The organism is Lawsonia intracellularis PHE/MN1-00, from assembly GCF_000055945.1.
Lineage (GTDB): Bacteria > Desulfobacterota > Desulfovibrionia > Desulfovibrionales > Desulfovibrionaceae > Bilophila > Bilophila intracellularis.
In genome coordinates, this window is the sequence record NC_008014.1 from 23001 (window position 1) to 46147 (window position 23147).

General features: G+C 32.4%; 20 protein-coding genes. 6 read left to right on the plus strand and 14 right to left on the minus strand.

What is annotated here, in order from left to right; translation table 11 throughout:
- Nucleotides 1-113: 113 nt before the first annotated feature.
- From LI_RS06880 to LI_RS06905, 8 genes are all read right to left on the minus strand, one after another.
- A complete protein-coding gene (locus tag LI_RS06880; RefSeq protein ID WP_011527338.1) occupies nucleotides 114-3398 on the minus strand; it encodes a hypothetical protein in 3285 nt (1094 codons plus the stop codon).
- A gap of 319 nt (nucleotides 3399-3717) precedes the next feature.
- Nucleotides 3718-5187: a hypothetical protein gene (locus LI_RS07645; RefSeq protein ID WP_011527339.1), complete on the minus strand. Its 1470-nt coding sequence runs from the start codon at nucleotides 5185-5187 to the stop codon at nucleotides 3718-3720.
- Nucleotides 5160-5957 carry a hypothetical protein gene (locus tag LI_RS07650; RefSeq protein WP_011527340.1) on the minus strand — a complete coding sequence of 266 codons (798 nt, stop codon included), beginning with the start codon at nucleotides 5955-5957 and terminating at the stop codon, nucleotides 5160-5162. The genes LI_RS07645 and LI_RS07650 overlap by 28 nt, the downstream gene beginning before the upstream one ends.
- A 232-nt stretch (nucleotides 5958-6189) precedes the next feature.
- A complete protein-coding gene (locus tag LI_RS07655) occupies nucleotides 6190-6798 on the minus strand; it encodes a hypothetical protein (protein WP_011527341.1) in 609 nt (202 codons plus the stop codon).
- A gap of 358 nt (nucleotides 6799-7156) precedes the next feature.
- Nucleotides 7157-8122 carry an NAD-dependent epimerase/dehydratase family protein gene (locus tag LI_RS06890; protein ID WP_011527342.1) on the minus strand — a complete coding sequence of 322 codons (966 nt, stop codon included), beginning with the start codon at nucleotides 8120-8122 and terminating at the stop codon, nucleotides 7157-7159.
- Between the two features lie 45 nt (nucleotides 8123-8167).
- The gene (locus tag LI_RS06895) at nucleotides 8168-8902 is read right to left on the minus strand and encodes a glycosyltransferase family 2 protein (protein ID WP_011527343.1); all 735 of its coding nucleotides are present in this window, start codon (nucleotides 8900-8902) and stop codon (nucleotides 8168-8170) included.
- Nucleotides 8903-9379: 477 nt separating this feature from the next.
- Nucleotides 9380-9919, minus strand: a complete 540-nt coding sequence (locus LI_RS06900) for a hypothetical protein (RefSeq protein ID WP_011527344.1) — start codon at nucleotides 9917-9919, stop codon at nucleotides 9380-9382.
- A complete protein-coding gene (locus tag LI_RS06905) occupies nucleotides 9919-10764 on the minus strand; it encodes a hypothetical protein (RefSeq protein WP_011527345.1) in 846 nt (281 codons plus the stop codon). The genes LI_RS06900 and LI_RS06905 overlap by 1 nt, the downstream gene beginning before the upstream one ends.
- Before the next feature lie 440 nt (nucleotides 10765-11204).
- Between LI_RS06905 and LI_RS06910 the strand changes: the two genes are divergently transcribed.
- From LI_RS06910 to LI_RS06935, 6 genes are all read left to right on the plus strand, one after another.
- A complete protein-coding gene (locus LI_RS06910) occupies nucleotides 11205-12827 on the plus strand; it encodes a hypothetical protein (RefSeq protein ID WP_011527346.1) in 1623 nt (540 codons plus the stop codon).
- A gap of 343 nt (nucleotides 12828-13170) precedes the next feature.
- On the plus strand, nucleotides 13171-14394 hold the full coding sequence (locus tag LI_RS06915; RefSeq protein WP_011527347.1) for an alginate O-acetyltransferase AlgX-related protein: 1224 nt from the start codon (nucleotides 13171-13173) through the stop codon (nucleotides 14392-14394).
- A 70-nt stretch (nucleotides 14395-14464) separates the two neighbouring features.
- On the plus strand, nucleotides 14465-14767 hold the full coding sequence (locus LI_RS06920; RefSeq protein ID WP_041817120.1) for a hypothetical protein: 303 nt from the start codon (nucleotides 14465-14467) through the stop codon (nucleotides 14765-14767).
- Nucleotides 14768-14949: 182 nt separating this feature from the next.
- Entirely contained in the window at nucleotides 14950-16563 is a 1614-nt protein-coding gene (locus tag LI_RS06925) for an alginate O-acetyltransferase AlgX-related protein (protein ID WP_011527348.1), read from the plus strand.
- Nucleotides 16563-18038, plus strand: a complete 1476-nt coding sequence (locus tag LI_RS06930) for an MBOAT family O-acyltransferase (RefSeq protein WP_015353852.1) — start codon at nucleotides 16563-16565, stop codon at nucleotides 18036-18038. Before LI_RS06925 ends, LI_RS06930 begins: the two co-directional genes overlap by 1 nt.
- Before the next feature lie 341 nt (nucleotides 18039-18379).
- Nucleotides 18380-18661: a helix-turn-helix domain-containing protein gene (locus tag LI_RS06935; protein WP_011527350.1), complete on the plus strand. Its 282-nt coding sequence runs from the start codon at nucleotides 18380-18382 to the stop codon at nucleotides 18659-18661.
- Nucleotides 18662-18853: 192 nt separating this feature from the next.
- Here LI_RS06935 and terL read toward each other — a convergent pair whose 3' ends face one another.
- The 6 genes from terL to LI_RS06960 are packed head-to-tail and all read right to left on the minus strand — an operon-like array spanning nucleotide 18854 to nucleotide 22860.
- A complete protein-coding gene (gene terL, locus LI_RS06940) occupies nucleotides 18854-19915 on the minus strand; it encodes a phage terminase large subunit (RefSeq protein ID WP_050812179.1) in 1062 nt (353 codons plus the stop codon).
- A complete protein-coding gene (locus LI_RS07660) occupies nucleotides 19884-20714 on the minus strand; it encodes a hypothetical protein (protein ID WP_011527352.1) in 831 nt (276 codons plus the stop codon). The genes terL and LI_RS07660 overlap by 32 nt, the downstream gene beginning before the upstream one ends.
- Nucleotides 20711-21217: a DUF1804 family protein gene (locus tag LI_RS06945; protein WP_011527353.1), complete on the minus strand. Its 507-nt coding sequence runs from the start codon at nucleotides 21215-21217 to the stop codon at nucleotides 20711-20713. The genes LI_RS07660 and LI_RS06945 overlap by 4 nt, the downstream gene beginning before the upstream one ends.
- Nucleotides 21218-21234: 17 nt before the next feature.
- Nucleotides 21235-21531 (minus strand): hypothetical protein, encoded by a 297-nt coding sequence (locus LI_RS06950; RefSeq protein ID WP_041817121.1) that lies wholly within the window; start codon nucleotides 21529-21531, stop codon nucleotides 21235-21237.
- On the minus strand, nucleotides 21528-22256 hold the full coding sequence (locus LI_RS06955; RefSeq protein WP_223604251.1) for a hypothetical protein: 729 nt from the start codon (nucleotides 22254-22256) through the stop codon (nucleotides 21528-21530). Before LI_RS06955 ends, LI_RS06950 begins: the two co-directional genes overlap by 4 nt.
- A complete protein-coding gene (locus LI_RS06960; protein WP_011527355.1) occupies nucleotides 22243-22860 on the minus strand; it encodes a transglycosylase SLT domain-containing protein in 618 nt (205 codons plus the stop codon). Before LI_RS06960 ends, LI_RS06955 begins: the two co-directional genes overlap by 14 nt.
- Nucleotides 22861-23147 lie beyond the last annotated feature (287 nt).

Here is a 23147-nt window from a genome sequence, read left to right on the forward strand (position 1 = left end):
CTAATAGTTAGTTATAGCTAGCTGTAGCTACTATAAAGTGTAGGGATTGTCTAGAATAGCTTATATGGTAATGCAGTAGCCTAATCAGATGATACACATATACTGTATTACTATTAATCACCTTCAAGGATGTTTATATATTCTATATGAATATCTTCTTGAGAATGTGATGTAAAAGAAAAGTCTTTTTTGTTTTTCCATGCATATTGGTTACTAACTCGTATAAGGTAATCTTCAGGTTCTGTATTTTTTTTAAGTGTAAAGAAAAATATTCCTGAATGATTGTTTTTATCTTTTATGGTTCCTTTTATCTGACCTCCAGAAGGAGAAGTAATACGGAACGATAGATATTCTGCATGCTGATCAGTTTTATATTGAGGAATTGAAACATAGTGTGTTTCGTTTGGTTTAAGTGTTACATTATTTAATAATGTTACTAATGATTTGTTATAAGCAGCATGATAGGGATCATAATTTGCCCATAAGTGAGCTCCACATTTTACGTTATGAGTTTGGCTTACACATAATGGTTGAATAAGATACTCTTTGAATAATTGAAGCTTAAAGGAAGAAAGATTTATAAATGTATAGTCTGGAAATATAAGCTGAATATCAGTTAATTTTTTTACATTATTAGGTAGCACATGATCTAATGTAACTGTCGTTTTTTCAGTATATGTTGGTATTAACATCTTACAAGAATATCTTTCTGTGTATGGTTGGTTATCAAAAGAGAAAAAGATTTGCAGCCACCCTGGGACAACATTAGTTAATTCTAGTTCAAAAGTACAAACTTTATAGGAAGATATATCTATAGGATCCATATTTGTTGCTGTCATCATATTTATGACAGATGGACTAACCATTGGAAGATATGGACCATAATTAATACTAAGAATATTGTCTGTAACTGTTATATTAGAGTTTTTCCCATAGTATGTTCCTTTAGCATTAATGGGAATCATTACTTCAGCAGGTGACTGTAATATTGGGAGAGCCTCTTTTTCAAAACGACTTCCCTTTGCAGCCCATATTTCAAATCCAAGGATATTTCTATAGGGAACATAATGTTTATAAATAAACTCTGCTATACGATAGTGATTAGCTGTTGAAGGCATGCCATCTATACATCCTCCCCAAAATGGAGAAGCAACAATAGCTAGTGGAATTTTACCTTCATTAAATTGTTGTTCTAAATTTTTTACAAGTACTTTTTGTGCGTTATCTGTGGCGTATAATGAGATATTTGGTAGATAAAAAGGATTTTTTTTATGTGTATAGGTATAAAGTCCATGACCATTAAGAAGTTCTATAAAAGTTTCTTTCTCTTTAAGTTTTTGCTGTAAGAATTGTATCACAGGTTTATAGTTATCAGTATAAGTAACTCGTTCTAATGTCTCTTTATTCCATGATACAAGGGGAATTTTTAATGCTTCAGGAGAGATAAATACAAAATTATTATAAGTAAGTAAGATGATAATAGCAGGAATAAATAGCCAGGCTGGTAAATAGATTCGTTGCTTAAATGGACGAATAAGAGGAAGAAGGCCTATTAAAATGAATGTAAATACCATTAAGTAAGCATTTTCTAATAAACAATGTCTACCAATGGATCGTGTAAAAAGAAAAAGCATACTGGTTGCCATTCCTAAATACATCCAGTGGATTGAAGAAATGGATTGTAATGATAGACTACGCCATATAAACAACCAGCAGATGCTAGCAAAAAATAATGGTGTAACAATATAATACCAGACAACAGTTAGTGAGGGTTTTGTAATAGCCTCATAAGCATGGGCTCCATATTCTAAACAGGTAACTCCATGTATTTCTGTAATTCTATCAAGAACGTTTCCGTCTTTAAGTAAAAGAAAGCTTATGTAAATGACTCCTAACATTCCAAAAACAGTAAAAAATGCTGGAATTACTTTACGAAATATAACTTTTATGTCCTGTAATCCTTTGATGAAAAAAACAAGCCATAAACCTAAAATTGTAGATTTACCAGCAGATGGCATCCATATAAAAACTGTAGCAGCTAAGAGCCAAATACAAGCTGATCGTATAAAAGTTATATTACGCATTGCCCATGGTAAAAATATCAATGGCAATAACATTAAACTATTATACCAGCCAGAGTATTCAACTAATACTTGAGCAAAAAAGAAGGTAAGAAAAAAAGCATAGGCAGGACGAACAATTTTTGTAAATGTACAATAAAGAATGATGAGATATGTAAGGTATGAGAATACCTGGAACCAAATAAAACTATCTACTGTATGCTGTTCGCCAGCTAACAGCATGAAGAGTGTACATGGTAGACTATCACGAAGTCCTCTTGTAATCCATGTATCTACAAATGGTATTTTGCCAAACTGAATAAGTTGTTGTGCTGGCTCAAATGAATTAGCTGGATGAAGCAAGTCATCGTCTATATTTAGTGATGGTTGCCACAACATAAAAACTGTTAGCGTAATAATACATAAGGGGAAATACCAATACTTCATCACCTTATTATAGCTAATAGATATATGTTTCTTTGTTGTTAAAAAAAGAAAAACAGTAATAGCGCATAGGACAATTGTAAAATAAAAAAGAATTGATTGTAGTGAGACTTCATAACCATGAGTCAGAAGTATATATTGTGTTTCACTAGCAATAATAAAAGTTAAGGGGAGGAGAAGAAGTGGTGTACAGCTTTTAAGAAAACGATGTTTTTTGTCCAGAATAGATACAATCCATCCTAATAGAAAGAAATATAAGATATTATGAAGATACCCCATACGTGTATTAAGAAGTCCATCTAGAGGGTACCGTAATGCTTTAGAAGAAAGATATATTCCAGAAAATAGAAAAAAGAATCCAAATGCTGCTGGTGTTAATCGTAGTTTTTCAGAAATTGTATATCTTTCATTTATACATAAAAGCCAACGTAATGTTACAATAAGAAATACGCCAAGCGTTAATGCTTTAAAAAGATCATATTGTATTTCATAGAGAGGTTCATTTATAAGAACCATTGGTATTGATATGATTAATATGGAAGATACAGAAATAAGCGTATGTTTTTCAAAAAGGATGACATCACGTTTATATAAGTCAGTAAACTGTTGTATTATGATAGACAAAAGAGAAACAATACAACTAAAGATAATAAAAAAAATGCCTAATAAGGTAAAATAAAGAGTAGGACGTTTAAATGCATTATGCCCATTGAAAATACCTCCTCCATGAATGCGATCTGGAAAGGCCATAAGCTCAAAAGATTGTGATGTATAGAATAAAAAAGTACTTAGTAGAGCTATTGCAATCGCTGTGATAAAGACACAAAAGGAATCATTTCTTTTTTCAGGGAAAGGGAAAAATTTTGACAGTCCACTTAAATAGGATGACGGCATATCTTAGATCCCATGTTTATAGTAGTATATAAATACATATCAGGAGTATAGTAATAGGATACATAGATAGTTAATGTAAAAAAATATGCTATACTCTCTACAGTATTAGAGTACCATTTTAATGTACAGTAAAAAGTATCTTTTTGAATAGCTATATAATATCAAATAATAGTTTGAAGTAAATGGCGTATAGCAAGGTGTTTATTAACAGAAAGTTACTTTTCTGTCTAGCATAGTTATATCTTTCATTAAACAAATGTTAATCCATATATTGATAGAAGCTTTTATTTAGATAGAGTAAATATAATGAAAAATACAGCTAATCTCCTTTTATTGCACAAATACTTTCTATATGTATAGGATATATTGAATGTGATGTAAGAGAAAATTGTTGTTTATTCTTCCATGCATATTGACTACTGATGCGTAACAAATAGTCAATAGGTTCTGTACTCTCTTTTAATGCAAATCTAAATTCTCCTGAATGATTGTCTATATCTTGAACATTGCCTACTAAATATCCACCGTTAGGAGATAGTATACGAAAATGTAAATACTCTGCTATGTCATCTTTTATATAAGAAGGTATGACTATATGATAAGTTTCTGATGGATGTATTTTTATATCTTTAGTAAATGTTGCTAATACAGTATTGTTAGATAATCCATGATATGGATCATAATTTGCCCATAAGTATGGTCCATAGTTGTGTTGATCTATTTGTGTAACTATAAGTAGAGTACATGGATAGGTGTTTAATAGGGTCATTGAAAAAGAATAGATATCCATATAGGTATGGTCTGGTGCAGTAATACGAATATCTGTTATTGCTTTTGCTCCTTCTGGAAGAATTTTTGTTAGCTGCACTTTTGTCTTTTCTTTATAGGCTGGAATAAAAATATAGCATGAAGATTCACTAGTATATGGTTGATGATCAAATGAAAATGAAAGTTGTAACGTTCCTTGTAATACATTTGTAATCTCCAACTCACATTTACATGTTTTATATGGAGCTATTTCTATTGGAGACATATTGGTTGCAGTCATTAAGTTTATAATAGAAGGTTTGACCATTGGTAGATATGGTCCATAATCAATATGTATAGTATTATTATTTGTTGTTACATTAGCATTATGACCAAAGTATTGGCCTTGTGTTACAATAGGAACATCTACTGTAACTTGTTCTTCTACTTCTACTTGTGAAGTCTCTTGACTAAATCGGCTTTCTTTAGCAGCCCAAACTTCAAATCCATGGATATTTTTATAAGGTACATAATGTTGATATATAAATTCTGCTACATGGTAATACAACATTGTTGTATTAAGTCCATCAATGTTGCTTCCCCAAAATGGACTACTTACAATTGCTAATGGAAATTTACCTTTATCAAATTGTTCCTGAAGTTGTTGTACAAGTATTTTTTGAACCTTATCAGTAACATAAACATTAACTAGTGACAAAAATAATGGATTTTCTTTGTTAGTGTATGCATACAACCCATGGCCATTAGTAACATCAACAAACGTTTCATTGTTTTTTAATTGGGATTGTAAGAATTCCACTATAGGTCGATACTCTGCTATATAGTGAACCCGTTGAAGATTTTTAGTTTTCCAATTTACAAGTGGAATTTTTAATGCTTCCGGAAGAAGTATTACAAAGTCACCAGAGAGAAGTATAACAGTAACAATAGGTATAGTAAGCCATGTAGGGAAAAATATTTTTTGTTTAAAAGGACGAATGAGTGGAAGAAGTACTAGTGTAGGAAAAAAAATATAAACCAACGTTGATTATTAAGTAATTCGTATTGTCCTATACATGTATTAAGCATGCTTTGAACTAAACAATGTCTACCCATAGTACGTGTAACAAGAAAAAGCATACTTGAAGCTATTCCAAGATACATCCAGTGAACTAAAGGAATAGTTTTAAAAGAGAGTTTTCGCCAAGCAAAAATATAACATATCCCTGCAAAAAAAAGTGGCATAATAACATAGTAAGAAAGCGCTTCTATAGAAATTTTTGGTGCAATAGTACTAAGTGTATGTGCTCCAAATTCTAAAAAGGTAAATGCTTCTATTTCAGAAATTCTGTCAAAAATGTTCCACCCTCTTAAGAACACTAAAAGAAAGTAGCTTACTCCTAGTATTCCAAATACAGCAATGAATGCTGGGATTACTTTATACAGTAAAATTTTTATATTCTGTAGTCCTCTAATACAAAAGACAAGCCATAATCCCAAAATAGATGCTTTCCCAGCAGATGGCATCCATAAAAATACACTAGCACTTAAAAACCATATCCATGCAATACGATAAAAGGTTAGTTGTTGCATTGCCCATGGTAAAAAAAGAGGAGGTAGTAAAATAAGAGAATTATAACAAGCCATATTATTAAAAGTCAGTTGCGAGAAAAGTAAAGTAAGTAAACATGCATAAATAGGACGCACAACTTTTGTAAATATAGCATATAGTAAGATGATATAAGTTATGGACCAAAGTATATCAAACCATATAAGACTGGATACAGCATAATTTTCTCCTGCAAAAATCATAAAGCATAAAGAAGGAAAAATATCCTTTAAACCTCTATGACTCCAAACATCAACAAAAGGAATTTTATCAAATTTGATTACTTGTTGTGCAATAGTGATACTATTTCCAGGATGTTGTAAGTCTGAACCAATATCAAGAGTTAGTTTCCATGAAACAAAGGTAGTTAAAGTAATAAGGCAGATAGGAATGTACCAATACTTTAGAAGATTGTTGTAATGTATTGAGTATTGTTTATAAGTTAATTTTCTTTTCCTCTGTAAGAGCTGTAGTATATATATATATTACAAATCCTAACAAACTACCTGTAAACAAAAATAATAATGTTTTTAGAGACCATTGGTATCCTCTTAGCAGACCTATATACTGAGTCTCGCTGGCAATAAGGATAGTTAAAGGTAAAAGAAGAAGAGGTGCACCAATCTTAACTAATTGATGTCTTTTATCAAAAAGAGAAATGATCCATCCTAGAATAAAGGTAATCATTATCCCATGAGGATAACCTATACGTATATCAATAGGTGTATCTAGTGGATATTTATATACCTTTAGGAAAAGGTGTATTGCTGTTAATAGAAAGAAAAAACCAAATGTAACTGGTGTTAGTTTACATCTAATGACAAAAGAAGAATAACCTATTGTAGATAATAACCAACGAAACATTAAAATAAAAAGTATACCAAAGAATAATCCATTAAAAACATGATATTGTACTTCATAGCATGGTTTATTTATTAATATAAAAAAGATAGAAAGGATCTCTATTAATGATAAAGCAGTGAGAGCATGTTTTTCAAAAAGGATTGTATCACTTTGATAGTTCTCTAAAAAATGTTTTACCATTATTGAAAGAAGTGAAACAACAGTAGTAAAAATAGAAAAAAATATTATAAGGAAAGTAAAATAAAGGAATTGACGTATAAATACATTATGAAGTTCAAGGATAGCAATGCCTTGTACACGATGTGGGAAGCTAGTTAATTCAAAAGAGAGCGATAAATAGAGATAAAAAATACTTAATGATGCTAAAGCAATAGCTGTAATAAATACAAAAAAAAGATCATTTTTTTATGAGGAAGAGGAAAAATTTTTAAAAAATTACATGTAGTAGTATTTGACATATTAAACCCATTACTAATTATTTTTTCTCTACTGAGTAAACTAGTATTGTTCCAACACGTATCAGAGGCATAAAAAACAATTATTTTTCTTTATTATCAAAAACCCATGTGTTTTCCATAAGCCAACTGACAGTTGTTTTTACACTTTCTTCTATGGTATACTTAGGCGTCCAACCTAGAGAACGAATTTTTTCTGTTGCAAGATAAATAAAAGGATTATCTCCTATCCAACCACGATCACCCTCGCCAAATTGAACAGTTGGTGTTACTCCTAATGAAGAGCAAATCCATCCAATAGAATCCTTTACTGTACAATAACTATCAACACCTAGGTTATAGATATGAACCTTTGTATCTGTAGGTGCTTTTTCTATTGCTAGCAACATTGCATCAATACAATCATCTACATGAAGATAGGATTTTCGTTGTGTACCATTTCCAAGAACAGTAAGTTTTGAAGGATCTTTTCTTAATTGATTACAAAAATCAAAAACATGTCCGTGTGTGTAGCGAGGTCCAAGAATAGAAACAAAACGAAAGATATGTCCAATAAAGTCGAAAGATTCACAATAGGCCTCAATGAATCCCTCTCCTGACAACTTCGATGCTGCATATAAAGATGTTTGTATAGGAAATGGAGCATCTTCTGGGGTAGGTATAATAGAAGCTTCACCATATACAGACCCTGTAGAAGCAAAGGCTATCCGTTTAATATTATGTAAACGCATGGCTTCAAGCACATTGTGTGTGGCAATAGCATTTTGTTCAAGATCTTTCGATGGATGTTCTACTCCAAATCGAACATCTGCATTTGCTGAAAGATGTATCACTTGCTCGCCTGTTGCAAAAGCTTTTGACAATGCTTTAGTATCAAGAAGATCTCCTTCTATTAGTGTAAAGCGTTCATGTTGTTTTGCCTTATTAAGAAATGTATGTTTTCCTGTAGAGAAATTATCAATTCCTGTTACCTGATGACCTATAGATAAAAGTTTCTCTGCTAGAGTACTACCAATAAATCCGGCTACACCTGTAATAATGTAGTGCATTTTCTCTCCATAAACCAAGATAATATGAGTTATTCACAATAAATATCATAACTTACAAAAACGATATTTAAAACAAGCAATAATCCATAACAAGGGATCTTTAAAAATATGAACTTTTTTCCCTTCATTGAGAGATCTTGAATGATAATGAACAGGAATCTCTAATGGCCTATAACCCTTACGGCATAATTTACCTACAATTTCCCAATCAAAATCAAACCTATTTGCTGTAAAAGTCAAACCTTGAATGCAAGAGCGTCGAAACACTTTATACATTGTAAAAGGATCTTTTAATTTCTGTTGGTAAGTAATGTTAAAAAGAAATGTAAATAATAGATGTCCAAAGTTAAAATAATATTGGGAAAATCGTTCTCTTTTGGCAAATCGACGTATTTTCCAACTGCGGCGTTCTTGGCTGTGTCTTGAACCCAACACAAAATCTGCTTTTTTGTCTATCAGTAGCTGTAAGAGTTTTGGATAGTCATCAAGATCATACTCTGTATCTGCATCTTGAATAAGAATATAGTCTCCTGTTGCAACTTGTAGTCCTTTTCTTACAGCATGTCCTTTGCCTTTTGCTTGTTCTTCTAGGATAACTTTTACTTGAGGATGTTCCTTATACTGTAGGACAACTTCTCTTGTTCCATCTGTTGAATTGCTCTCAACAATAATAAGTTCTTTTTTTAAATTAACTAAAGGAAGCTTAAGGACACCATCAATGACTTCTTGAATAGTTGCTGCTTCTTCATACGCAGGCATAATGATACTTAGTTTTTCCATGGTGTTACCTATTATAAAAAGAAAGATAGAATTTGTTTTTATCTATATGAGTTGTTTAATAACGATACTAAAAAGATAAAGCATTACTATCAGAACCTATGCTTCTTATGAGAGAAGTTATAAAGATTTTCTATATAGTATATTACAAATATGTTTGTCTATAAAAAATATACTCCTATGCTATATAATATACTTTGACTAGAAGTATACTTCTAATTATTTCTGTGTATAAAAAGTATTGATGTAGTATATAGAAAGTATATATCTTTTGGAAATCATACTATATAGATTCTTGTTATACCTATATAGTATAACAGATATACTTTTAATAATATGTATAAATTTTAAAGAATAAAATAGATTAATAGATAATTTTAAGGTAAAAATTATAGAGTAGAATGAGTACATTCATGTGTATTTGGTAATAGATGATTATTACCAAAATACACTATGAATTCCCCAGATGAAATATACTATTTATAAAGAATATACTATATGAATAGATTTTACTTCTTCAACTGTTGTTGCTTGTTGAAGCTGAAGTTCAAACTCAGCTCTTTGAGTAGAAAGAATAGTTCGTATTTCTTCTATTGATTTACCACTAGATTCTGGTGTAGGAGCAAGAATAACATTCATCAATGTTTCATTATAGGCTGTATCTATATCAAGAAATACTTGTTCTTTTGCTTCCTTTAATAGTATAGCAGGATCTGGCTCAGGACGTGTAAGTATTGCATTTTTAGGAAGAGGTCCTGGCTCAGTCATATAACATGGTTCAGGTTTCCATGTATCACCAGGCAACCAGTATGGTGTCCCTGTTCCTTCAATAATACGATCACGCCCATCCTTTTTCTGTCTATGATCTTCTACTTGTTTCCATGTACTACCATTCCATTGAGGAATAAAGTTAGACTGTATTTTAGGTTTCACTTTGGTACAATTATGAGGTAATCCTTGATAGGCATATGTTTCACTAACAAAAAAGCCTTGATAATCATATTGATATACGGTTTCCATTAGTGTATTCCTCCTACATAGACACAAGGAAGTAAACCAATTCGACGTGGACGAAATTGTGCAGCAGTAGGAACTGCGCGTGAAGCATCTAAGTTAATTTGGTGATTTGCATAGCCACTAGGATTAAAAGTTTGTATGACGGTACCATGTCCACTGGCATAAAATATCCCGCCACAATTTGAAAAATCGATAATATTATTATAAAACCAAGCTGTAATATTTCGCATAGCATCATTTTCCCATTTCCCAATAGAGTCACCTACATTTCCATAAATATGATCTGTTCTTGTATCTGGGAGTTTTATAGTCTTTGCTGCTTCGTCTAATACAAAAAAAGGAACACCACCAATACCACCAGCAGCTGTTGATAGTGCTGTCCAATCTGCTTGAGATTTACATTTCCAAGTATTTTTTTCTTTTCTTAAATAATTCCATAGATCAGGATAAGCAGTGTCGGCATCTGGAAGTATGGACCCATCTCGGACAGCCCAACCCTTAGGTGGTGTTTTTTCAAAAAAATCTTTAAATTCGCTTAATGTTGGTATGATAGATATCACACCTTCATCTGTTATTTGAACAGGTTCGCCGTCTGGTTGAACTAACCCTGGTTTCATTGATGTTGCAATGGATAGACGCTGTTCAATAAGTTTATCTATGGCATCACGTAGTTGAATTGTAGATTGTTTATTAGGTTCAATTTCAGCATGCTCAAGAACAGCAATAAGTTCTTCTTGTACGCTATTGAGCCAATCAGCAGAAACAGTTGTTGCTTCTATAGGTATAGTAGGATCGCCTTCTGTGAATCGATTATTTGGTGTAGCATCTGGGGTATCAATACGAAACATGTAACCTCCTTATAGTGTATGAATAAGTGATAGTGAGGGGAGAATTACACTCCCCTCTATGATTATCCTGTCAACGCTGTTGACAAAGGATACACGTATAGCAAAGGATACCGGGGTCTTCTGAATAACCATAACAGACAAATCCTCAGTCGTATGCCATTTTTGTATACGTGTTGTAAGTATCCATGAGCCATGTATAGCAAGTTAGAAGGGGAATGAAAGATTGACTGGGGTCAGTATAAAAAGGTAGGTACATTCACACTGTAAGAAGATAGATTACATCATTAAATAGTAATTAGTTAAATAGTATTTGGATAAATCCATCTACCTATATTGACTAACGATTAGACATAGTTTTGTTATTCTTAACATCAGAACAATTATTGTATACAATAGTACAAGTATAATTAAGTGTGTTAATAGGTAGTTAACGTATCATTATGAATATACTATATGGTTGTGTTAGTTTTCTTTTTATTACGTTTTTATCTTTACCGTTTTTGCTAACAGTTTGTGGTATTCAGATAAGAGGAATGGATAATAGAGAAAATAGAGTATTAGTAGAAAAACCAGCACTTAATAAAACGTCTTTACAAAAATGGCCATCAGTACTTGATCCTTGGTTTCAAGATGGTCTTGCTTTTCGTAGTCATTGTGTTGGACTTTATTTAACAATATGGGAAGAATGGCTTTCAGCTCCTGTTAAATCTGCTGCCACAGGTAAGAATGGAGAATTATTCCCTATCCTTTCTACAGCACCTGTCCTTCAATACTATCTTGGTCTAAAGCCAATTGATCCTCATGAATATATACATTTTCAACTTGCCCATGCAGGTATGTATATTTTCTTAAAGTCTAAGGGGATACCCTATTTCCTTGTAACTATTCCGGATAAACCAACATTATATCCAGAATACCTTCCATTTTGGACACGTTGGTGTAAAGGAGAAAGTGTACACAAACAAAAAGTAAAAGCTATTCAAGAAATAGGTATCCCTTGGATAGATTTACTTCCTATTCTTCATGAAAAAAAATACGAACATGCTCTTTATAATAAAAAGTTTGATCCTGGCCACATGAATGGTTATGGAATGGAAATATGCCATCAGTATCTTATAGAAGCACTGGGCAAATATTTTCCTGCTCTTCTATCAACGGCTAGTAAACCAGCCTATAGAGTATATGAAACGAAAAGGTATAATACAGCTTTTTCTAGTGAATGGCTTTCAAGTATAGAGTTATTACAAATAGAACGATTTCAATCAAAAGAGATACCTAATCTTATTAAAAAAGAACCTCAAACCTGGTTTGAACCTCAGCTTATTATTAATAATCGTCCTCTATCACCATTGGATATAGTATTCTCTGGTGATTCTTATTTTTTATGTTCATGTCAATATGCTCCATCTCACCGTATATGGCCAGGAGATCTCCCTCTTTTAGCATATTATTCAAAACAATTTTTAAAGATGAATATCCAATATCTTACAATTCCCTTTCTCAAACAACTTTTTGATACTGGGTATAAACCAGATGTTGTTATAGAAGCCCTTGCAGAAAGAAATATTGGTACTCCATCTCGAGCAAGGAAAGATTCTCTACTCCGTACCTTTGGAGATATTTATTTAAAAACACCCATCTATTTTCTAACTCCAGAATATATTAAGAATATAACAAATAAAGAAGATTCTAATGATATTACTATATATATATATAACAATACTATTTTTCTTAAGGCATCAGCGAATCCATACATAGAGTTACCTTCTTTAGTTACAGATGCTAATGGACGTGCTGCAGTTGTTGCTAATATATTTTCTCCTATCCAAACATACTTTGGTGTGTATTATACACCAAAAGATATAGGATTTGTTCAAGAATCATCTATTAACTGGGTAAAAGTAGAACCAGGAGAAAATTTAGTACATCTATATATTAGTACTCATCCGTATCAAGAAATATCTATCCGTTTTCATTTAGGCTTTGATCATAATGAGTATCGTATTCTTCCTATACCAGATGAAATAAAACAGATGCAAAAATTTGTATCTGATAGCATTTAATTTACATCTCACTGAATATAGATACATAACTAGGTCTAGTATATACTTCTTCAATTATGTAGTTAGTTATTAGTAATATTGTTATCATAGTGTTCCATCATAATAACATTTATGTAATAGGAACGTGTCTGTATTCTTTAATAACAACATATTGTGATGAAAACATGCTATCTTTAAAAAGTATTCATCAATAATATTAAATGGATATACTTGACAATGTCTTACTTTTATTTTCTATATATCTCCTTGCATAAAATTATATTATTCACTGTAGTTACATGTATAAACAGCACAATCCTCAATATAACAACATAATAAGCTAGTTGAGCTATATATAAAATAGATGCAAGTTATTCAATCAATCTTTATTTTTATTTTCCTTCTTTTTTCAACAATGCCCTTTTGCTTATCTCTTCTTGATCTTTCTCCAAAAACTGTAACTCTCAGAGAAAATAGAGTATTAACAGAAAACCCTTCACTTAAGGACACACCCTTTCAAAAATGGCCAAAGGTTCTTGATCCAAGGTTTCAAGACTGTCTTGCTTTTCGAAGTCATTATGTTGCTCTCTATCTTAAAATCTGGGAAGAATGGCTTTCAGCCCCTGTGGGAGAATATGCTACAGGCTATGAGAATGATGTATTCTATGTTACTTCTCTTAAAAACTATCTAGGTGTAACTCCAATTACTCCAGAGAAATATGCATATTTTAAACTTGCTCATGCAGGGCTTTATGCTTTTTTCAAAACAAAAAACATTCCTTATGTTTTTATAACCATTCCAGATAAAACATCATTATATCCAGAACTTCTGCCTTTTTGGGCACATTGGTGTAAAGGAGAAAGTTGGTACGATCAGTTCACAAAAGCTATTAAGGAAATTGGTATTCCATGGATAGACTTATTTCCTATTTTTAAAGAAAAGAAAGCTACATATAAAGTATACAATAAAAATTATGATACTATGCATATGAATGCATATGGCGTTGAAACATGTTATCAGGAAATAGGAAAAAGACTACAATTCCCTGAGCTCATGCCAACATCAAGAAATGAATTTTATACAGTTTCTTGGGATAAAATTGTTATTTCTAAATTTATAAAAGAAAATGTACCAGTCTTTCAATTATTACATACAGATCGCTTTCAACCTATAGAAATTCCTGGATTAGTAAATTTTGAAGCAAACTATTGGCACAAACCAAGACTTAATAATAATAAGCCCCTTTCACCTCTTACTGTATGGCTTGTTACAGATTCTTATTTTTTGCTATCAGGTCATCAAGAAAGAGAATATCCTGTATTTAGGGGAGATATACCTTTATTAGCCTATCATACAAAAAATCTTTTTACTACACATGTTCAATATTTTCTTTCACCTTTCTTTCAAGAACTCTTAAAAAAAGGTCCCTATCCTGATATTCTGATAGAAACTCTTGTTGAAAGGAATTGGACTACCATGGATAGGGCAAAGGAAGATCCATTTATACGAATAGCTGGAGACATTTACTTACACACACCAGGCTATTTACTTACCCCACCCCTTATAGACAATTATATATATATATAACGATATAAGCATAGATAAGAAAAACAAAAATAAAATAACATTCACTACATTAAGAGATCCATACATAGAGTTGCCATCTATCATAACAGATGCTGATGGTCGTGCTATGATTGCAGCACATGTGCATTCTTCAAAAAAGACATATATAGGTCTTTTTTATAAACCCAAAGAATCTAATACATTTAATCTTAAAGATGTTGTTTGGGCAGAAGTTCAACCAGGGGAGAATACTGTCCATCTTTTTTTTATTACAGAGCCCCATAAGGCAATGGATATAAGAGTCCACTTTGGATATGCTCAAAGTGAATATACAATTCTTCCTATGCCTGAAGACATACAAAGGATCAAAAAAATGTCAGATGCAAATAGATAAATAGACTTTTTATGAAAAATAAAAAAACAATACTTTTGATAACAAAATGTTATGTAACATTGTATTGCTTAAGCTATAAAAAGAATTGTATAGGGTTTCCTGTTGACAATATCTAATGTTAAACTATAAAATCCTGTTGCTATATTATACACCTATAACTAAAATTTAGCCTATCCTTTTTCATGAAAATTCTCCAATCGTGTTTCACTCTTTTATTCCTACTTTTTTTATCTATTCCATTTACACTAACAATTTGTGATTGTGCTCCAGAACCTATTGATAATCAAGAAAATCGAGTATTAGCTTGGCCTCCTAAGTTGAAACAAAATTCACTTCGAAATTGGCCTAAAAGACTTGACCCTTGGTTTAAAGATTATTTAGCCTTTCGAACACACTTTCTTTGTCTTTATCATTGGATATGGGGAAGATTCTTAGGCTCTAATCTACAAGACTATGCTATAACCTTTAATGGTGAATTATTTCCTACTTTAAATGGTGCAACAGTTTTACAAAATTATTTGGGTTTATATCCATATACAAAAGAACAAATTACAAATTTTAAGTTGTTACATGCAGGAATATATGCTCGTTTTAAGTCAGAAGGTATTCCCTATATTGTTGTCCCTGTTCCTGACAAAACTAATGTATATCCAGAATATTTACCCTTTTGGGCTTCTTGGGCTAAAGGGTTAAGTTATTATGATGAACTTATACAGGCTATTCAAGAAATACGTATACCATATATAGATATGCTATCTATTCTTGAATCAAGAAAGTCTGAACATCAACTCTACAATAAAAGATTTGATACTGCTCACTGGAATGGCTGGGCACTTGAAATTGCATATCAAGCCATGGGGAATTTCCTTACAAATATTGACACAGGGTTTGAGCCAAGGCCATCAGGTGAAATTTATGAAATTTATTTTGGTAGACCATATCCTCGTCTATACACTCGAGAACGTGTACCATTAATGAACGTATACTCTCATAATCTCCATGTAGAACATTTACCTGAACTATCTAAAGAAAATCCTTGCTGGGCAGATCCTCAACTTATTGTAAATGACAAAGCAAAGTTACCTTATACCTTATGGTTTGTTTCAGATTCATACTTTCTATTTGCATTTGATAACTACCAACCTTGGATAGGTGGTATTTCTCCATTAGCACACCATACAAAAAAATTCTTAAGAATGCATTTCAATACATTTACCCAACCATTTATTGAAAAATCATTTGGAACATCATACTCTCCAGATATTGTTATTAGAACATTTGTAGAAAGACTTCCTAGAGATTTAATGCAAGATATTGATCCAGTATTAAAAATTTATGGAGATATTCATTTAGGAACCTCTGGATATATTTTAACACCAAATAATCTTCATAAGGTAGTAGCTGAATCAAATTGTTGTATAACTAAAGAAATAGATCAAGAAGAACAAGGAATAATCATTATTGATTCTTCTTCAGACATACCTCTTTTTACCTTAGCCCCAGTTATAGCAGGTAAAGATGGACGTGTTATGTTTGCAACATATTTGAAATCTCCTATTAAAACTACAGCACGACTATATTATACACCAAAAAGTATAGGTACCTTAAATAAAGAGGACTTTGTATCTATAGAGCTCGAGGAAGGGGAAAATATTATCTATATGTCATTTGATACAGAGCCTGGACAAGAAATGGTTCTTTATTTTGAACCTGGATGTCATCCAGGAGCGTATAAAGTTCTCCCTATGCCAAAAGGAATCCAACATGTTCAACATACATATTCTAGAGAGTCATAATGGTTTTTAGTTCTGTTACGTTTGTTTTAGTTTTTTTACCCCTTGTTCTTATTAGTTACTTATTATTATATCTTCATCTGCATACACCAAAACATACCATGCTTTGGTGTAATACGTTTTTATTAATAGCAAGTATTATCTTTTATGCTTGGGGCGAGCCAAAATTTGTCATCTGGCTTATTGTATCAATGATATTTAACTTCCATATGGCACTTCTCATTGCACCTACAAATAGTAGATCCATGAGAATTTTTGGACTATCTACCGGGTTAATTCTTAACCTTTTGTTACTTGGTTACTTTAAATATTTAACCTTTTTTATGGAAAGTGGTTTTGCTCTACTAGAAATTTTCTTTGAACCATCAATTAATTCATCACAACTAAAAACTATTGCACTTCCTTTAGGAATCAGTTTTTATACATTCCAAGCAATGAGCTATCTTATTGATGTATATAGAAATGAAGTCCCTGTATCTCGCAATATCATTAATTTTGGATGTTACCTCACAATGTTTCCACAACTTGTAGCAGGACCTATTGTACGATACATTTCTATACAAAAAGAACTTGAACATAGAGAACTTTCTCCACAACGCATATCAAGTGGTATTGGTCGATTTATTATAGGTCTTTCTAAAAAACTTCTTATTGCAGATACTCTTGGAAGAGTATCAGAACAAGCTTTTGCAATTCCTACAGATCATTTATCTCCACTTGCTGCATGGGCTGGAATTATTTGTTATACTCTACAGATTTATTATGATTTTAGCGGATACTCCGATATGGCTATAGGATTAGGACATATTTTTGGTTTTACTTTTCCTGAAAACTTTAATTATCCATACATTTCAAAAAGTATTAAAGAATTCTGGCGTCGTTGGCATATAACTCTTTCTACATGGTTTAGAGATTATCTTTATATTCCTCTAGGAGGCAATAGACATGGATTAGGTCGAACTGTCATTAATCTTCTTATTGTCTTCACATTATGTGGATTATGGCATGGATCTAATTGGGTCTTTATTGTTTGGGGGTTATATCATGGTTGTTTCCTTGTTTTTGAACGTTTTTTCCCTAAATTCCCTAGTATATTCCCAACATTCTTACAACATGTATATGCAGTTCTTGTTGTTACATTAGGATGGATTTTTTTCAAAGCAACTTCACTTACACATGCTAAAGAATATTTTTATGCTCTCATTTCAGGAAATCCTCCAGGAATTCAAGCAAACCATGTATGGTTACAACTCTTTAGTACAGACGTATACCTTGCACTTATCATTGGTATATTAGGCTCTATACCCATCTTTCCATTTTTAAAAAATAAATGGGAACACTTGCTTATAAAACAAAAAACGTCTATTGCTATTTCATTAGAAGGGTTACGTTTTTTTATGCTATTTCTATTATTTTTTCTATGTATCATGCCTCTTTTTGGCTCTACCTATAATCCATTTATTTACTTCAGATTTTAATATAGGTTGAAACCTCTGATTGTTAATGACTGTCATTGGAAGGAGGACTACATTAACAATCAGAGGCACATCCTTATTTATCTTTATTATTGAATAACTCTTATTCATAAAAAAAATAAATATGTTATGTTAATGATTAAGGGATACATTAAGATAACAAATAAGATAACCATACTGGTAAGTTTAAACTTCTCAGTTAATCACATAATTACTATATGTTCTATATAGCAAGCTATGGTAGTCTTATTAATCAACACATTATTTTTATTTATAAATGTGATTACACACCAGTTACTATTTATAAACACTATTTACTTTTTATTAGGTTAATATGTGCAACAATGGATAGAGAATTAATAAAAAAAGTACTAGGGCTTATTATAAAGAACTTCAGAGAAGAACAAGGGCTAAGTCGGTATATAGTAGCAAAAGAAAGTGGTTTGGATTCTTCTTGGTTACGAAGATTAGAAGATGGAAAATCTGGAATTCGAACTGAAACACTCATTTTAATTGCACGTGGATTAAAACTTCCTGCAGCAACTATTATTACAAAAATCGAACAAGCACTTGAAAATCCAGATGCATGGCTAGCTAACTATAGAACAACTAGTGACAGTATATAGCTCTTCTTTTTCATGTTATCGTTACCTTAACCATGTAACTAATCATACATACCATTTTTGTATGATTTACTATTCAGCACTATATAGAGAAATGTTCTCCATTATCAGTTTATAATAAAAAACTATCACCACATTTTATATAGTACTTTTCTTATAAAGACAGGATAAACAGTATTCTATTTTACTATTCTGTTACCTCCAGGAGTCATACATAGTTTGTTCAGAGTAACTTGATGAAGAAACAGGTATAAATCCATCTTTGATAGATACAGAAGAACAAGCAATTTCCCATAACATTTCTAATGCATCAGGACCATCATCATGATCAGCTTTTGGGAAATGGCGAAGTTGATGGATAAGTTCTTGTTGTGATGGGTGCAAAAGAATATGTTTTTGAACCATATGAGGTTGTAATGATTCAATACGTAACAATTTATCTGAATTATGTGTAATTGCTTTAACTGGTAAAGCTAATCCGCTTTTCTCTGCCCGTTGAACAAGAACATGTGCAAAAAACTCTTGAAACTGCACGGCTTCTACTCCCCATAAAACAGGTTTGTATTGTCTATGTAAAGCAATAATATCTTCAATAATCCTATCTGGATGACGTTTCCTAATAGATGCTTCTATCACATGAAGTGTCATAGATTTTTGACAAAATCCTCCAACAAGTAAAGCAGATGGATCCCTTCCAGCACCATGTTTACCTAATGAAGGATCACAAACTCCAAAAAAAGTCCAACTATCCGAAGGGGTCGACCAATAGTAAATACACTGTGCAAATGGTGCATCATCACCACATAAAGGATCATTTTGGTATTCAGAATCAAATGCAGCATGATCTTCTGCTCTACGCTTCATGAGTAAATACAATGGACGCATACTTGGCCAACTTACTTTGGAACCCTGAAGCATTTCTTCTTGATGTACCTCCCAAAAACGCCAGGCTTCTTTTTCTCCTTGTTCAGAAAGAATAACTTCCCACTGATCCCATAAATCCATACGGTCAGGCCATTGAAGAATGGCTTTAAATACTTTTTTTTGCCATAAAGATTTCGTCAATGTGCGTGCAAGGACTGAATCATAATGAAGGATGGTACCTATATAAAGGACATCCATAGAATCATCTGCTGAGCCAAGATTTAAAACTGTTTTTTGAAGCCAAGCTTGCAATTTATCTCTCTGCTCAGGCTTTCTTACTTGCTCATCATTCTCAAGATCATCAAGAATAAAAATCAGGTCGATGTGCTCCATGCCTAAGTCCTCTCATACGCTTTCCTGCACTTAGGGCCTGAACTTTGACATTAGAACATGTAATAATTGTTCCTTCATTCCAAACACTGCCCTCTCCTGTACTTTCAGGAAAATCTTGTTGTAATCGAGGATTAGAAGTAAGTTCAACTTTTATAGCTTCTAGTAAAGAAACACTTTGTTCAATAGTATCTGCTATAAGTAAGATATAGTGTTTTTTATAGGTTATTATAGCCCATATAACAAAAAATAAAGATACCATTGTAGACTTTGCCTCACCACGAGGTGCTGCAATAGCTAACCATTGTCCTTTAGGGTTATTAAGAATACCTGGTAAGGTCTCATCAAGCCAACGATGAAGGACTGAATCATGATCCATGAATAGTTGTCTATGATGATTTGTAGTAGAACCACTATTAATTGAAATAGGGCATATATTATCCAATCTATGTGGAATATTATCTACTGAAACAACAGATAATTGTTTATCTATTACCTGTACATTCTGTTTAATAATACCTAATGACTCTAAGCTACTATCTGAAGAAATGGTATTTTGGAATATCTTGTTTTGCTCTACTGATGATATGGGTTGTCTATTTTGAGTAGGTTGTATTCTGTGTACATAATGAGGAAAGTAGGTTTTTCTAAAAAAAGAAAAATCATACTGAACACGTTCTATCCTTTTTTTTGTGGCATTAGTCGTTATTTCAAACTCATGACAGGTTGTTTCAATCTGTCGTGCAAGGGTATTTGCAAGTGAGCCTATAGCATTAGAAAATGCTTTTTCTGAAAGTTTCACTGACCATACTCTGTAATAAGAATATTCCCAAATGGTTCTAAGATTTCTAAAAGATATAAAGCATGTTGAGGATAACGATGCTGTGTGAATTGTACAAGTTTTCTCATGACATCAAGGGCAGTAGCAAGTCTATCTGTTTTTGGTAATGCATGACGGCTTGCTTCAACAGTTTTTGATAAACTAGAGCTCAATTTTGCTAACATGTGTACTTTAGTAGATGTAGAAATATCCATATCTTCTTGGATCTCTTCCAAGATTTTTTTATGCTGTAAAACATACTCAATAAACATTTGACGTGTAATATTTTCCATACCGCTTCCTACAAGAAAAAAATGTTCTCGTAGGATATCCCAATCATCAGAAAGTTTTTTTGCCTCTCCCTTCCAACGTGCTGCTGTGGACAGAGCTACATTAAATGAAGACGCAACTTCTGCAAGAGTTTTTCGGGATGTAATATACTCATTGCGTATGGCTTCCTTTGTTTCAGGAGCATATGCAGACATATATATCCTTTTCCTTCTTAAGATTGATTATTATTAAGTGATGCTTTTTCAAGAATTTTATATAAAAGAGGTGGTACAGGAGCATGAGATACCTGTCCCCATTTTTTATGTATTATGGATTCACAAATTTCTTCTATTCGTTCTTTAAATTCTTCCTTAGGAATATACTCCTTAGGAAGACGTTCTCGTATATCAATAAGACCTGTAAGAATTAAAGTAATACGGTTTTCAAGTCGTATAGCCCAGTAGGATAATAAAGCACAGATAACTCCAAGCAGTCCAATAATATTATTATCAATAGTAAAAAGTGTCACTGTTGTGCCTCCAGAAGTTCTCCAATAGCATGTAGTTGTGTTTCAATTCTACGACAATATAGTCCATAATCCTGTATGTGTGATAATAAATCTTTTGGTGTGACTATAGACTCATTAGTTTGTGAAGAAGATGCTGGTAAAGTATTATTAGACGATTGTTTTATAAACGACTCTTTTTCTAATACATTGGACTGGTTATTCTGCTTGCTAGTATGTTGTTGTATAAGTGAAGACGAATATGCTAATTGGTTTTGCTGTATCCTGGCATTAGTGGTTCCGGCGGTTCCGGTATCTGAAGCAGAACCCCTGGTATGAGCGTTTTTACCTCTGGTGTTATTACTGGAACTGGTGAGCCCAAGGACCTGGTTGTAGGTAGACACCCACTCAGAAGGTAAACCAAGACAGTAAGAATCAGCCCTTTTAGATACCTCATTAATCTTTCCTTTAAACTCATTACGTTCTTTGGTGAGAGTTTTACGTACTTCTCCTAATTCTTTCATAAGAGAACGTATATGTTCTGTTTGCTGTTGAAGACGTATACGTGCTTGTTGTTCTGCTTCTGCAATAGCTTGATAACGAGCTTGATCATTTTTAGCATATTCAGATTCCAACTTAGCAACAATTGCTTTATATTTATTAGTTGTTATTGACTTTCCCCGTTCGTATCCAGAAATGAATAGACCTATTAGGCCAATAATCACAAAAAGATATTTACCGATAATCACACTCAACCCCTCTACCCCATCCTGCATCTTCATACTTTTTTTGATAGGTATGCAGAATAACTTTTGGATACTTCCTATTTTCTTGAAAGGCTGATTTTCTACGACCTGCATTTATGCGTTCAACACAATCCCAATAACGATTTGGATCAAGTCCATTATCTTTTGCCATACGTTTATCTTTTTGAACCCATCCAAGTCCGCCATTGTATGCTGAGAGCATAAACGCCATTTGGTCACATTGATAAATGGCATCTACTCGCTCCCAAAGCCATAGATCATATGTAACCAATGCACGTAAACTCCATGCAGGATTAAAAGGTAGAGGCTCACCTGTTTCTGGAGCAACAGTTGGCAACCAAGCAGCTGTTTCTGGCATAAACTGAGCTAATCCCTGTGCACCAACAGGACTTACTGCATTTTCATGCCATAAGGATTCAGTGTGAATCTGAGCTGCAAAGAGCGCAACAGGTGCATCCATTCCCCAAACTTCACGAGCTACCCTAATAAGCACATTTCGATGACGCTGTGCTGCATAAGGAATTTCTCCAAGACACTCTTTGGAGCCACATAACAATAATAGAATAATACAACATACTTTTAACATTGTTATAACCTACTTATAGCTTGATACTATACCAAATATAACAAATAAAAAGATTGAAGACTGTCAGCCAAATAAAGTGTTGGTACTAACAATGGTTACAACAATCACTTTTTATAATCAGACAATATACAGTTTCATTAGATTGACATCTTCTTAAACATCTAATTCTTAATTATCTATATTTAAAGGCAAATTATCCTTTTATGACCTTCTAATGCCTTATGAGGGGATGTCATCTAATATAGATAATATAGATCTTAATTATAATATGCAGAAAGTATAAAGTC

Coding starts and splice junctions, on each gene's coding strand:
- LI_RS07655 (WP_011527341.1), bottom strand. CDS start 6,798: ATGGTAAAACATTTTTTAGAGAACTATCAAAGTGATACAATCCTTTTT.
- LI_RS06905 (WP_011527345.1), bottom strand. CDS start 10,764: ATGTTTCGTATTGATACCCCAGATGCTACACCAAATAATCGATTCACA.
- LI_RS06935 (WP_011527350.1), top strand. CDS start 18,380: ATGGATAGAGAATTAATAAAAAAAGTACTAGGGCTTATTATAAAGAAC.
- LI_RS06890 (WP_011527342.1), bottom strand. CDS start 8,122: ATGCACTACATTATTACAGGTGTAGCCGGATTTATTGGTAGTACTCTA.
- LI_RS06910 (WP_011527346.1), top strand. CDS start 11,205: ATGAATATACTATATGGTTGTGTTAGTTTTCTTTTTATTACGTTTTTA.
- LI_RS06960 (WP_011527355.1), bottom strand. CDS start 22,860: ATGTTAAAAGTATGTTGTATTATTCTATTATTGTTATGTGGCTCCAAA.
- LI_RS07650 (WP_011527340.1), bottom strand. CDS start 5,957: ATGATTTTTGCAGGAGAAAATTATGCTGTATCCAGTCTTATATGGTTT.
- LI_RS06900 (WP_011527344.1), bottom strand. CDS start 9,919: ATGGAAACCGTATATCAATATGATTATCAAGGCTTTTTTGTTAGTGAA.
- LI_RS06880 (WP_011527338.1), bottom strand. CDS start 3,398: ATGCCGTCATCCTATTTAAGTGGACTGTCAAAATTTTTCCCTTTCCCT.
- LI_RS06930 (WP_015353852.1), top strand. CDS start 16,563: ATGGTTTTTAGTTCTGTTACGTTTGTTTTAGTTTTTTTACCCCTTGTT.
- LI_RS06915 (WP_011527347.1), top strand. CDS start 13,171: ATGCAAGTTATTCAATCAATCTTTATTTTTATTTTCCTTCTTTTTTCA.
- LI_RS06925 (WP_011527348.1), top strand. CDS start 14,950: ATGAAAATTCTCCAATCGTGTTTCACTCTTTTATTCCTACTTTTTTTA.
- terL (WP_050812179.1), bottom strand. CDS start 19,915: ATGGAGCACATCGACCTGATTTTTATTCTTGATGATCTTGAGAATGAT.
- LI_RS06895 (WP_011527343.1), bottom strand. CDS start 8,902: ATGGAAAAACTAAGTATCATTATGCCTGCGTATGAAGAAGCAGCAACT.
- LI_RS06945 (WP_011527353.1), bottom strand. CDS start 21,217: ATGTCTGCATATGCTCCTGAAACAAAGGAAGCCATACGCAATGAGTAT.